Below are 12,316 nucleotides of genomic sequence, written 5' to 3'. Positions count from 1 at the left end.
CCCGCCGATCCGGCGCGGGCCGTCGACGTCTATGGCGAACGCTACCGTGCAAATCCCAAGGACGCCGACGTCGCGCTCGCTTATGGCCAGGCCCTGCGCGCCAACGGCCAGCGTGCGCAGGCCGCCGCCGTGCTCGAGCAGGCGACCATCGCCCATCCCGGCAACAAGACGCTGCTCGCCCAGTACGGCCGCGCGCTCGCCGACAACGGCAATTTCCAGCAGGCCTTCGACGTGCTGTCGAAGGCGCATTCGCCCGACAACCCGGATTGGCGCCTGCTCTCGGTGCAGGGTACGGCGCTCGACCAGATGGGCCGGCACAAGGAAGCGCGCGGCTATTATGCGAGCGCGCTGAAGATCATGCCTGGCGATCCCGGCGTGCTCTCCAATCTCGGCCTGTCCTACATGCTCTCGAGGGACCTGCCGAAGGCGGAGGAAGCGCTGCGGCAGGCTTACGCCTCGCCGCGCGCGAGCGCGCGGGTGCGGCAGAACCTCGCGCTCGTGGTCGGCCTCCAGGGCCGCTTTGCCGAGGCCGAGACCATCGTGAAGGCGGACCTGCCGCCGGACGAGGCGGCGGCCAACGTCGCCTATCTGAAGGACATGCTGAACCGCAACGAGGCGCCGCGCGGCGCGCCGAAGCGGACGCCGGTCGCATCCCTCAGCCAGCCCGACTGATCAGCCGTTTCTTGCAAGACACGCGGACCGCGTGCGCGGCGACGCCGATTTTGCCCGACGTGTCAGATGGTTCGTTAGATTCGCCGAGCATAAAGCCGGCGGTTGCCGGCTACTTTGCATGGGGTTGTTTTCGATATTTTGGCCGAGCCTGACCTCGTCGCGCCTTAGTGCAGCTCGGAGATCTTGATGCCGGTCGGTCCGAGAATGACGACGAACAGCACCGGCAGGAAGAACAGGATCATCGGCACAGTCAGCTTCGGCGGCAGCGCGGCCGCCTTCTTCTCGGCTTCGTTCATGCGCATATCGCGGTTTTCCTGCGCCATGACGCGCAAGGAGTGGCCGAGCGGCGTGCCGTAGCGTTCCGCCTGCTGGAGCGCGAGACAGACCGACTTGACGCCCTCGAGCCCGGTGCGCCGCGACAGGTTCTCATAGGCCACCTTGCGGTCCTGCAAGTAAGACAGCTCGGCCGTGGTCAGCGTGAACTCCTCCGACAGCGCGATCGACTGGCCCACGATCTCGGTCGCCACTTTCCGGAATGCCATCTCGACCGACATGCCGGATTCGATGCAGATCAGCAGCAGGTCGAGCGCGTCGGGGAAGGCGCGTTTGATCTGGAGCTGGCGCTTGGCGATCGCGTTCTTGAGGAACAGCATCGGCGCCTGGAGACCGAGATAGGCGGCGCCGACGCAGATGCCGATCTTGACCGGCAGCGGCTTCTCCATATGCGCGATCAGGAACACGTAGAGGATCGCGCCGACGAACAGGACCAGCGGGGCCACCATGCGGGCGAACAGGAAGGTGATGTAGGGGGCGTGGCCGCGATAGCCCGCCATCACCAGCTTCTCGCGCGCAGCTTCCTGCGCCAGCCATTTGGTGAGGTTGAAGTCCTCGACGACCTTGGAGACGAGCTGCTTGGGGGTCTGGCGCAGCGAGACCTTTTCGCCCTTGGAAAGGCGCTCGCGCTCGCGCTGCCGGATGCGTTCGCGCTCGTTCGCTACCGCCTTCATGCGCTTGGCGAGGCCCTCGCCGGCGAACAGCGGCATCACCAGCGTATAGACGGTAGCGCTGGCGGCGATGGCCGCCAGCAGCATGGTCATGAAGCGGACGTCATGCAGTTTCGAAACGAGGAACTCGACCATACGGCACCGTCAGAAGTCGAAGTTGATCATCTTCTTCATCACCATGATGCCGATCGACATCCAGATGACGCAGCCGACCAGCATGAGCTGGCCGGTGGGATGGGTCCACAGAAGCGAGATGTATTGCGGGGTGGTGAGATAGACCAGGAACATCACGATCGGCGGCAGCGAGCCGATGATGCCGGCCGAGGCCTTGGCCTCCATCGACATCGCCTGGATCTTCTCTTTCATCTTCTTGCGGTCGCGCAGCACCTTGGAGAGGTTGCCGAGCGCTTCGGAGAGATTGCCGCCCGACTTCTGCTGGATCGACACCACGATGCCGAAGAAGTTGGCCTCCGGCAGCGGCATGCGCTCGTAGAGCCGGGCGCAGGCCTCGCCGAGCGGCATGCCGATCGCCTGCGTCTCGATGATCGCCAGGAATTCGCTGCGCAACGGCTCCGGCGAATCGGCGGCGACAACCTTGATCGATTCAAACAGCGGAAGGCCGGCCTTGATGCCGCGCACGATCACGTCGACCGCGTCGGGAAGGGCTGCCAGGAACTTGTCTTCGCGGCGCTTCTTCAGGAAGCTCAGCGCCCAGCGCGGCAGGCCGAGGCCGCCCGCAAAGGCGAGACCGGCGGCGCCGATCAGGCCTCCGCCGACGAACAGGGCAACCGCGGCCAGCACGGCGGCCACCACGGCGGATGCAATCCAGAACTTCTGCGGCGTCCAGTCGAGTCCCGCCCGCGACAGGCGGACGTTGAGCGGAACGCTCTTCTCCTGCTGGCGCCGCGCCTCGAGATCCTTGAGCGTGGTCTCGACCTGCTCGCGGCGCGAACGCTGGGTCTTCTCGGCCTGGCGGGCCGTGGGCGCCTCGGCGCGGGAGATCGAGGCGCGGCGGCTCTCCGCCTTCCGCTCGCCTGACAGGAACGGGTAGAGGAAGACCCAGGCGATGCCGCCGGTGGCGGCGGTCGCGAGGAAGGCGAGGGCGAGGACCTGGATGTTCATGGCGATGCTGACCTGCTCACGCCTTCGCCGCCACTTCGGCCGCATCGAGCGCGGCGGCAAGGCGCTTCTCCTCGCCGTAATAGCGGGCGCGCTCCCAGAACCGCGGCCGGCCAATGCCGGTCGAGCGGTGCCGGCCGATGATCTTGCCGTTGGCATCCTCGCCGACGAGGTCGTAGAGGAAGATGTCCTGGGTGATGATGGTGTCGCCTTCCATGCCCATCACCTCGGTGATGTGGGTGATGCGGCGCGAACCGTCGCGCAGGCGCGCGGCCTGGATGATGACGTCGATCGAGGCGCAGATCATCTCGCGGATGGTGCGCGACGGCAGGGAGAAGCCGCCCATCGTGATCATGGATTCGCAGCGCGACAGCGCCTCGCGCGGGTTGTTGGCGTGCAGGGTCCCCATCGAGCCGTCATGGCCGGTGTTCATGGCCTGGAGCAGGTCGAATGCCTCGGGTCCGCGGACCTCGCCGACGATGATGCGTTCGGGACGCATACGCAGGCAGTTGCGCACCAATTCGCGCATCGTGACCTGGCCTTCGCCCTCGATGTTGGGCGGGCGGGTTTCCAGCCGGACCACGTGGGGCTGCTGGAGCTGGAGCTCGGCGGCGTCCTCGCAGGTGATGACGCGCTCGTCGTGCTCGATGTAGTTGGTCATGCAATTGAGCAGCGTGGTCTTGCCCGAGCCGGTACCGCCGGAAATAAGCACGTTGCAGCGGCAGCGGCCGATGATCTGGAGGATCTCCGCGCCCTCGGGCGTGATCGCGCCGAACTTGACGAGCTGATCCAGCGTCAGCTTGTCCTTCTTGAACTTGCGGATGGTGAGCGCGGGTCCGTCGATCGACAGCGGCGGAACGATGGCGTTGACGCGGGAGCCGTCGGCGAGACGGGCGTCGCAGATCGGCGAGGATTCGTCGACGCGCCGGCCGACCTGGCTGACGATGCGCTGGCAGATGTTGAGGAGCTGCTGGTTGTCGCGGAAGCGGATACCGGTGCGCTGGATCTTGCCGCCGACTTCGATGAATACCGTGTTGGCGCCGTTGACCATGATGTCGGCGATGTCGTCGCGCGACAGCAGCGGCTCGAGCGGGCCGTAGCCGAGCACGTCGTTGCAGATGTCGTCGAGCAGCTCTTCCTGCTCGGCGATCGACATCACGATGTTCTTGATCGCGATGATCTCGTTGACGATGTCGCGGATTTCCTCGCGCGCCGATTCCGAGTCGAGCTTGGCGAGCTGGGCGAGGTCGATTGCCTCGATCAGTGCGCCGAAGATGGTCGCCTTGACCTCGTAATAGTTGTCCGAGCGGCGGGTCTCGATGGTCGGGGCAGGTCTCGCGGGCGCAAGCGGCGGCGAGGCGACCGCCGGCGGGGGCGGCGCGCGCGACAGCGTGGGCGCCGGAGCCTGGGCAGGCTCTGGCGACACGGCAGCGGGCTTGGGAGCCCGAAGGTCGGTGTCTGTTCCGCTACGCTTACCGAACACTTAACAACTCCATGCGGCGACTTATTTTCCCCGCAACTTCTCAATCAGCGGTGAAAGGAAAGACGACTTTTGCTTCTTGGTCTCGCTCCGGCCGGTCAGGCGCTGGGCGATCTGCAGGAACATCTCGATCGACTTGTGGTTGGCCGAGATCTCCGCGATCATCTGGCCGTTGTTGGCCGCGGAGCCGAAGATCTGCGGCTCGAACGGGATCGAGACGATCGGCTGGCTCTCGATCGCCTTGGCGAACTCGGCGGCGGCGATTTCCGGCCGTTTCGGGATACCGACCTGGTTCAGGCAGTAGAGCGGTGGCCGGTCGTTGGGGCGCGAGGCCTTCAAGAGATCGAACAGGTTCTTGGTATTGCGCAGGTTGGCGAGGTCCGGCGCCGCCACGATCAGGATGTCGTCCGCCGCGACCAGCGCGCGCTTGGTCCAGCCCGACCATTGGTGCGGGACATCGAGCACGATGCAGGGCATGGTCGAGCGCAGCGTGTCGAACACGGCGTCGAAGGCGTCGGTGCCGAAGTCATAGACCCGGTCGAGCGTCGCCGGCGCCGCCAGCAGGCTCAGGTGATCGGTGCACTTCGACAGCAGGCGGTCGATGAAGGCGGTATCGACGCGATCGGGCGAGAAGACGGCGTCCGCGATGCCCTGCGGCGGGTCCTGGTTGTAGTCTAGTCCGGCGGTGCCGAAGGCGAGGTCGAGATCGGCGACGACCGCATCCATGGCGAGGTCGCGCGCGATCGCCCAGGCGATGTTATGGGAGATGGTGGAGGCACCGACGCCGCCCTTGGCGCCGACCACCGCGATGATGCGGCCGACCGCCTTGGCCTCCGGCGCCGAGAACAGGTTGCAGATCGAGCGCACGACATCGATCGCGCCGACCGGCGCGAGCACGTAGTCGCTGACGCCGCGGCGCACCAGCTCGCGATAGAGCATGACGTCGTTGATGCGGCCGATCACGATGACGCGGGTGCCGGCGTCGCAGACGGTGGCGAGCTGGTCGAGACCGGTCAGGAGGTCGGAACGGCCGTCGCTCTCCAGCACGATCACGTTCGGCGTCGGCGCCGAGCGATAGGCTTCGATGGCGGCCGCCATGCCGCCCATCTGGATCTTCAGGTGGGCCTTGCCGAGACGGCGGTCCTCGCCGGCCGACTGCACGGCGGCGGCGGTCTCCACCGTTTCGCAGAAGGCCTGGACCGAGACGCGCGGTGCGGGCGCAATATGCTCCTCGACCGGCGGATGGGGGGCCTCCGGCTGCTCTTCTTGAGTCTGGCGAGCGTAGCTGATCATTTGCCGGTGTCGCTGAGTTTGGCCCTGTCGGCTTCAGGATAGGAGACTGCCGTCGGAGTGCCCTTGCGATACTTCTCGAAGAAGGCGGTGCGTCGCGCCGTGTACGACGGCGTTTCGGACCGCGGTTGCTCCAGGTCCGACGGATTGTCGACCATCGCTGCGAGATTGCGCTGATAGGCACAGCCGAAATTGTAATACTGCTTGTTCTCGAACCAACCCTTGTTCTTCATCGAGGGGCCGATGTCCTCAGGCCACAGGCCGCAGGGGCCCGCGACCGCGGCGATCTTCGAATAGGTCAGCCGGATCGGCGGCAGGAAGCGTTTGTCCTCGGGCTGGTAGCGGCGGACCATGACGGCGCGCGGTGGTACGCCGGCGGCCGCCATCATCGCCTGGATTTCGCGTAGCGATTCCGCTGCCGGACGTGCGTTGGGTGTGCCGGCCGGCACGTCGATATGGATCGCGCCGGTGCCTTCGTGCAGCCAGGTCGACGCCAGGCCCATCACGTCGGCGCGCTGGGCCGCCGTCAGTCCGCCGCGAGCATGGCCGACGAAGACGACGATCGAGCGGTTCTGTTCCTCGACCGCGATCGGATGGCGCTGCTTGTAGTCGTCCGGAATGGAGGCGGTGATCACCTCGTCGTGCTGGCAGCCGCCGAGCGCGAGCGCGATTCCGACGAGCGCGCCACCAAGGTGGATCGCGCCTTTGCGAATCTGGGGTGGTCTTGTGATCATAGTGAAGTCCCCGTTCCGCCTCAGTCGGTGATGAAGCCGTAGGTGCCGCGATAATTCTTGGCCGGTTCGGTCCGGCCGGGCACGCCGTAGATGCGATTGATGTTGCCGATCAGCTCGGCCTGCGGATCCGCGGGCGCGGCAAAACCGTCGTCCGGACGTGACAGGTCCTTCTGCGCCACCGCGCGCACGACATAGGGCGTCACGATCACGACCAGCTCGGTCGTGCTGTTGACGAAGTCGCGGCTGCGGAACAGCGTGCCGAGGACCGGGAGTTGCATCAGGCCCGGCAATCCGCTGACGGCCTGCTTGGTCTGCTCCTGGATCAGCCCGGCCATCGCCATCGCGCCGCCCGAAGGAATCTCGAGCGAGGTCTCCGCGCGGCGGGTCTTGATCGAGGGCACCGTCAGCGAGTTCACCGAGGTCGAGGTCACGGCCTGCGACAGCGTAATCGCATTCTCGTTGGACAGTTCCGATACCTCGGTCATCACTCGCAGGCTGATCTTGCCCTCGCTCAGCACCACGGGGGTGAAGTTGAGCGAGATGCCGAACTTCTTGAAGCTGATCTGGGTGGTACAGACATGCGTAGTGGGATCGCACGCATAGCCGGCCGGGACCGGGAATTCACCGCCGGCGACGAAAGTCGCCGATTCACCCGAGATCGCAGTCAGATTCGGTTCGGCGAGCGTGCGGATCACGCCTGCGGTTTCCATCGCCCGCAGGGTGGCCTGCACCGATGGGGCCGCGCCGAACTTCGTGGTCAGATTGTTGCCGTCGACGAGATTGCGGCCAAGAGCCGTGAACGGGTTGGAGTTGGTGAAGGTCACCACCGACGTGCCGTAGTTGAGGTTCGCGGAGAGGTCGATGCCGAGCTGCTTGACGATGCTGCGCTGGACTTCGGCCACCGTCACCTTCAGCATGACCTGGTCGCGGCCGCGGACCACGATCGAGTTCACCACCTTTTCGGTGCCGCCGGCGAGCCGCGCGGCGAGATCGTTGGCCTGCTGCGCTTCGATCGGGTTCGCCGCCGTGCCGGACAGGACGATGCCGTCACCGAGGCCGTCGATCTGGATGTCGGAATTGGGCAGAATCTGCTTCAGCGCGGCGCGAACGCCGTTGAGGTCGCGCTTGACAGCGATGTCATAGGCCGCGATCTGCTGGCCGGCGGAATCGAAGAACACGATGTTGGTCTGGCCGACGGAGGCGCCGATGATGTAGGCGCGCTGCGCCGAGCGCACCACCGCATTGGCGATCTTCGGATCTGCCACCAGCACGTCCTTGATGTCGCGCGGCAGGTCGATCACGACCGACTTGCCGACGCCGAGCGACAGGAAGCGCGCATTCATCTGGCCGTCGGCGGCGACCGGCGCCGCCGGGCGATAGTCGGCGGCAACCACCGGCGTCAGCACCGGGTTGAGCATCAGCGCAAGAGCGGCCGAAAACGACAGGGCGCGGACCACGGAGGTTCGCATCGTCGTCAAATCTGCCCTGCATTTCATATCGACTGTCCTCATCGTGCTTTCGCCGTCGAGCTCGGAATGCCGTAGCGAATGATCGAAACGCCCTCGCGCTTCTGCGAGGACTCATCGAGCGTGATCTCACTCATCTTGACGTCGGCAATGCTGCGCAGCGCCAGCGACAGCGTGCCGCTCTGGCGGGCGGCGGAGAGCGTCGAGGTCTGCGAGGGATTGAGCTCGAGGGTAACGGTCTTGCCGACCACCGCGTTCTGGCCGTCCTTTTCCCTCGGCGCCTGGTCGATCGCCAGGACGCGGATATTGGTCAGGATGATCTCGGACGTGACGACGTCCTGGGCGCCGGCGCTCTGGTCCGCGTTCTTGAGGCGGCGAGTCAGAAGCACGTCGACGCGATCGTTAGGCAGGATGAAGCCGCCTGCGCCCGTCTCCGGCGAGATCTCGGTCGAGACGGCGCGCATACCGCTCGGCAGGATTGCGGCCATGAAACCGGAGCCCTCGGCCTTGACCAGTTTCTGATCGCGGATCGGCTCACCCTGGATGAAGGGGGCGCGGGCGATCGAACCCGTCACCTGGGTCGCGCCCTCGGGACGTTCGTTGCGGCGGATGAAAGTGGCGCTGGCGGTTGCGGCCGGCCATGTCTGCCACTGCACGTCTTCCGGCTTCACGGTCTGGCCGAGCCCGATGTCGTTCTTGGCCACCAGTACGTCGACGGTCGGAAGCTGCGCGACCGGAGCGGCCGGAGGCCGCGCAGAATTGTCCGAGCCGCTCGCCAGGTACGCGGCGATGCCGCCGGCGCAGATAGCGACCGTCAGGACGACAATGCGTGCCCTATTCATACGCTTCACTTTCCAACAAAACGCTGCGACGCTGCCGCCGCCGTGATCGGCAGTTGACCAGCTATTCGTCAAAGCATGGTTAATGAGGCGTATCTAAATCGCCTTAACGCAGGGTTTATCCTGCGTGTTCAGCGCAATGCGAGGTGAGCGAGGTCGATCGCCTTCACCCATTCGGTCTCCGGATAGACCATCAGTGCGCTCATCGCGAGCGCGATGCCGTAGGGAATGCCGCTCTCCTTGGCATGCAGCCGTGCGAGCCAGGCCTGGCCGGCGAGTCCGTAAGGCAACGGCCATTGCCGAAACTGGAGCAGCAGAAGCGTGAGCGCCCCGCCGAACAGCGAGGCGTAGAGCAGGAAGTTCATCAGCTGCGCGAAGCCGAACCAGAGCGCAACGGAGGCCGCGATCTTCGCATCGCCGCCGCCGACCCAGCCCATTGCGAAGCAGGCGAAGGCCACGACCAGCATGAGCGCGCCGGCGCCGACATGGGTCAGCATGTCGTAAGGTGCCATGCCACCGGCAACGGCGAGCACGAAGAAGCCGGCGACCAGCGCCAGCGATACGCGATTGGAGATCGTCATCGTGAAGAGATCGCTCGCCGCCGCGAACGCCATCAGCGCCGGGAAGAGCAGAAGGCGCGCGAGGTCGAGGATCATGAGCCGGTTCCTGGGATCGTGCGTCTGTCGCGGGATGGGGCGTCGCCGCATGCTAGCCAGCAGTGCTAAACAAACCGACAACGGCGGTGGCGGCTTCGGCTCCTGGCAAACCCCGGCGCCGGCGGACCTACCAGATGCTGGCAATCCGCGCCGCGAGCGCGACCACCGCAAGCAACAGCGCAAGGCAGACCCAGTAAGCCGACGCGTCGGTCCGCGCCGCTTCCGCCTCACTCGCCGCAAAGGCGGCATCGGTTCTGTACTTACGCAATGCCACGGGAGCTCGACGTGTCAAAAAAACAAAGGCCCCGGAAGTCCGGGGCATTTGCTGCGGTCTGTCCGCCGCTTATTTCAGCGAGGAGCTGATCGAAGTGAACTTCGCGTTCATCGTGGTGCCGAGGCTGTTGACCACGGTGATGATTGCGAGCGCGATGCCGGCGGCAATCAGACCGTATTCGATCGCGGTGGCTCCGCATTCATCCTTCACGAAACGCGCAATCAGGTTCTTCATGAGCAAAACTCCATCTCGGGTGGGTCGGCCTCGTTCGGCGCTGTCCTCTACGCGCTCGAGCATGAGAGCCGAGCTCTTTCGGTAGAGTTAATCCGATCGCGGAAACCCGAAAGCCAGGCGATGCTTTTCGCCAGAGTGAATTTGGCCTTAAAACGTCGGGCGCAATCCGATCCTGTTTGCGGCGCGTCGAAATGGATGCAGCAGCCCGCCGCCGGCTTCACCCTCCCTTAAATTTCGCGGAGTACGCCTGAAGGCGCTTAAGAACCGGAAGGAAGGGCGACGATGTCGAGCCTACCCATGCAAGTCGCCTTGATGATTGGCGAGACCATCGAGAAGGTCGTTCCCATCACGCTCGTGCTCGCACTGGTCTTCACGGTGCTCGAGCACTTCTGGGCCTGCAATCCCGGCGCGCCGTGGTGGCGCAAGCGGGAGATCGTGACCGACATCTGCTACTGGTTCTTCGTTCCGGTATTCGCCCGCACCATGCGGATCGGGCTGTTGATCGTCGGCGCCAGCGCCGTCTTCAACATCCACGACGCCGACGAGCTCATCGCCTTCTACGACAACGGCCACGGTCCGCTGTCGCAGCTTCCGCTATGGGTGCAGGGTGCGCTGTTCCTGATCCTGTCGGATTTCATGCTGTACTGGCTGCACCGGCTGTTTCACGGCGGCGGGTTCTGGAAGTACCATGCGATCCATCACTCCTCGGAGGAGCTGGGGTGGATTTCCGCGGCCCGTTTCCATCCCGTCAATCTCGTGCTCGGCACGATCGGCGTCGATGTCGTGCTGCTGATGGCCGGCATTTCCCCGAACGTCATGATCTGGGTCGGCCCGTTCACCACCTTCCACTCGGCGTTCGTGCACGCCAACCTGAACTGGACATTCGGGCCGTTCAAATACGTGCTGGCGACGCCGGTGTTCCACCGCTGGCACCATACGTCGCTCGAGCAGGGCGGCGACACCAATTTTGCCGGCACCTTCCCGATCTGGGATGTGCTGTTCGGTACCTTCCGGATGCCGGAGGGCGAGCTGCCGCAGGAGTACGGCAAGGACGAAGCGACCATGCCTAAGGAGATCGCGGGCCAGCTCACCTATCCGTTCCGCCAATAGCGGATGGTCCGGCTTGAAGGACCGCAAAACGCAAGGCCGTTCAAACAATAGTCGGCGAATTTGCGGAACGTTCACGAATTAAGGGCAGGTTAGCCGGGTCGGGCGCCGGCTCCGCTTCGGTATCGCTTCTGCCGGTATGTGACGTCCCGGGGGTAGAGTATGCATAAAGAGTTCCTGCGCCGTCATGCGCGCGTCTGTCTTCTGGTTGCGGCCGCCGTGCTGGCGTCACCCGCTGCCGGCCTTGCCGAATCCAGTGTCGATACCATTGCCGTCAATGTCGATCAGGCCAAGCTCGTGAGGTTGCCCGGCAAGGTGGCGACCATCGTGGTCGGCAATCCCTTGATCGCAGACGTCACGCTCCAGCCCGGTGGCATGATTGTCGTGACCGGAAAAGGCTATGGCGCCACCAATTTCATCGCGCTCGACCGGGGCGGCGAGATCCTGGTCGACCGCCAGATCCAGGTCGAAGGTCCGAGCGATCGGCTCGTCACCGTCTATCGCGGGATCGAGCGCGAGTCCTATAGCTGCATGCCGCTCTGCCAGCGCCGCGTGACGCTCGGCGACAGCGACAATTACTTCAACAACACGATGAACCAGGCCGGTTCGTTGAGCAGCAATGCCAGCGGCAACGCCGGCGGGGCGGCGAAGACCAACTAACAAGACCGACTGGCAAGCGTTCGGCGGGACCGGCAGGTCGCGCCCGAACGCTTTTGCGTGCCGTGGTGGTTAACACATCCTGAACGGCGCGGTCCGGCGCGTGCGGATCGCCCGAAACACTTAAACAATCAGTTTCCGCTATTGACGGGGGCAGATGATCGCCGCCGCTGGGGAATTTTCGCGATGCCGTCGCCCGCACCTTCGAGGTTCACGTTCCGGACCATGCTGCGCCGGTTTCGCGGCAATCGCCGCGGCTCCGCGGCGGTCGAGTTCGCGCTGGTCGCACCGATGTTCTTCGCGCTGCTGTTTGCCATCATCGAGACGGCGCTGATGTTCTTCGCGAGCCAGGTGCTTGAGACCGTCACCCAGAATTCCGCCCGCGTCGTCCTGACCGGCCAGGCGCAGTCCGGCTCGGTGGCGGCCTGCGCGGTGAACAGCGTGAGCACGCCGTGCACGCAGGCAACGTTCAAGGCCTACGTCTGCAGCCAGATCCCCGCGCTGTTCGACTGCGACAGTCTTTACGTCGACGTCGAGAGTTATTCCAACTCCTTCGCGTCGGTGACCCTCTCCAGTCACATCGATGGGACCGGCAAATTCGACCCCAGCGGCATGGGGTACAATCCCGGTACCGCCGGGCAGGTCGTCGTGGTGCGCATGTTCTACCAGTGGCCGCTGTTCGTGACGGGCCTCGGCTACAACATCGCGAATCTCAGCGGCAACAAGCGTCTCCTTGTCGCGACGGCCGCATTCCAGAACGAGCCCTACTAGCACTGTTGGATCT

At 64.9% G+C, this 12,316-nt stretch carries 14 protein-coding genes; 4 read left to right on the top strand and 10 right to left on the bottom strand.

Annotation, left to right across the window (positions count from 1 at the left end; genetic code table 11):
- A partial coding sequence (locus AYJ54_RS11680) for a tetratricopeptide repeat protein (protein ID WP_245328994.1) occupies positions 1–672 on the top strand: 672 nt, incomplete at its 5' end.
- A gap of 164 nt (positions 673–836) precedes the next feature.
- Here AYJ54_RS11680 and AYJ54_RS11675 read toward each other — a convergent pair.
- From AYJ54_RS11675 to AYJ54_RS11635, 10 genes are all read right to left on the bottom strand, one after another.
- Positions 837–1,811, bottom strand: a complete 975-nt coding sequence (locus AYJ54_RS11675) for a type II secretion system F family protein (protein ID WP_063699064.1) — start codon at positions 1,809–1,811, stop codon at positions 837–839.
- Positions 1,812–1,820: 9 nt separating this feature from the next.
- Entirely contained in the window at positions 1,821–2,798 is a 978-nt protein-coding gene (locus tag AYJ54_RS11670; RefSeq protein ID WP_063699081.1) for a type II secretion system F family protein, read from the bottom strand.
- A gap of 16 nt (positions 2,799–2,814) precedes the next feature.
- Positions 2,815–4,278, bottom strand: coding sequence for a TadA family conjugal transfer-associated ATPase (locus AYJ54_RS11665; protein ID WP_063699063.1), 1,464 nt, complete (start codon positions 4,276–4,278; stop codon positions 2,815–2,817).
- A 21-nt stretch (positions 4,279–4,299) separates the two neighbouring features.
- The gene (locus AYJ54_RS11660) at positions 4,300–5,568 is read right to left on the bottom strand and encodes a CpaE/TadZ family protein (protein ID WP_063699062.1); all 1,269 of its coding nucleotides are present in this window, start codon (positions 5,566–5,568) and stop codon (positions 4,300–4,302) included.
- Positions 5,565–6,299 carry a CpaD family pilus assembly protein gene (locus tag AYJ54_RS11655; RefSeq protein ID WP_063699061.1) on the bottom strand — a complete coding sequence of 245 codons (735 nt, stop codon included), beginning with the start codon at positions 6,297–6,299 and terminating at the stop codon, positions 5,565–5,567. Before AYJ54_RS11655 ends, AYJ54_RS11660 begins: the two co-directional genes overlap by 4 nt.
- 20 nt (positions 6,300–6,319) lie before the next feature.
- Positions 6,320–7,795, bottom strand: coding sequence for a type II and III secretion system protein family protein (locus AYJ54_RS11650; protein ID WP_063699080.1), 1,476 nt, complete (start codon positions 7,793–7,795; stop codon positions 6,320–6,322).
- Between the two features lie 11 nt (positions 7,796–7,806).
- Entirely contained in the window at positions 7,807–8,607 is an 801-nt protein-coding gene (gene cpaB / locus AYJ54_RS11645; protein ID WP_063699060.1) for a Flp pilus assembly protein CpaB, read from the bottom strand.
- Positions 8,608–8,735: 128 nt separating this feature from the next.
- Positions 8,736–9,260, bottom strand: coding sequence for an A24 family peptidase (locus AYJ54_RS11640; RefSeq protein WP_063699059.1), 525 nt, complete (start codon positions 9,258–9,260; stop codon positions 8,736–8,738).
- A 127-nt stretch (positions 9,261–9,387) separates the two neighbouring features.
- On the bottom strand, positions 9,388–9,534 hold the full coding sequence (locus AYJ54_RS51245; RefSeq protein WP_201724171.1) for a hypothetical protein: 147 nt from the start codon (positions 9,532–9,534) through the stop codon (positions 9,388–9,390).
- Positions 9,535–9,603: 69 nt separating this feature from the next.
- The gene (locus AYJ54_RS11635) at positions 9,604–9,768 is read right to left on the bottom strand and encodes a Flp family type IVb pilin (protein WP_063699058.1); all 165 of its coding nucleotides are present in this window, start codon (positions 9,766–9,768) and stop codon (positions 9,604–9,606) included.
- A gap of 282 nt (positions 9,769–10,050) precedes the next feature.
- On the opposite strand from AYJ54_RS11635, the gene AYJ54_RS11630 reads away from it, so the two are divergent.
- From AYJ54_RS11630 to AYJ54_RS11620, 3 genes are all read left to right on the top strand, one after another.
- Positions 10,051–10,878 carry a sterol desaturase family protein gene (locus tag AYJ54_RS11630; protein WP_063699057.1) on the top strand — a complete coding sequence of 276 codons (828 nt, stop codon included), beginning with the start codon at positions 10,051–10,053 and terminating at the stop codon, positions 10,876–10,878.
- 159 nt (positions 10,879–11,037) lie between these two features.
- On the top strand, positions 11,038–11,535 hold the full coding sequence (locus AYJ54_RS11625) for a pilus assembly protein N-terminal domain-containing protein (RefSeq protein ID WP_063699056.1): 498 nt from the start codon (positions 11,038–11,040) through the stop codon (positions 11,533–11,535).
- Between the two features lie 183 nt (positions 11,536–11,718).
- The gene (locus AYJ54_RS11620) at positions 11,719–12,303 is read left to right on the top strand and encodes a TadE/TadG family type IV pilus assembly protein (protein ID WP_063699055.1); all 585 of its coding nucleotides are present in this window, start codon (positions 11,719–11,721) and stop codon (positions 12,301–12,303) included.
- The last annotated feature ends 13 nt before the right edge of the window (positions 12,304–12,316 follow it).

It is taken from the genome of Bradyrhizobium centrolobii, assembly GCF_001641635.1.
Taxonomy (GTDB): domain Bacteria; phylum Pseudomonadota; class Alphaproteobacteria; order Rhizobiales; family Xanthobacteraceae; genus Bradyrhizobium; species Bradyrhizobium centrolobii.
The sequence above is the reverse complement of the archived record's forward strand: the minus strand, read 5'-3'. Positions and strand labels throughout refer to the sequence as shown.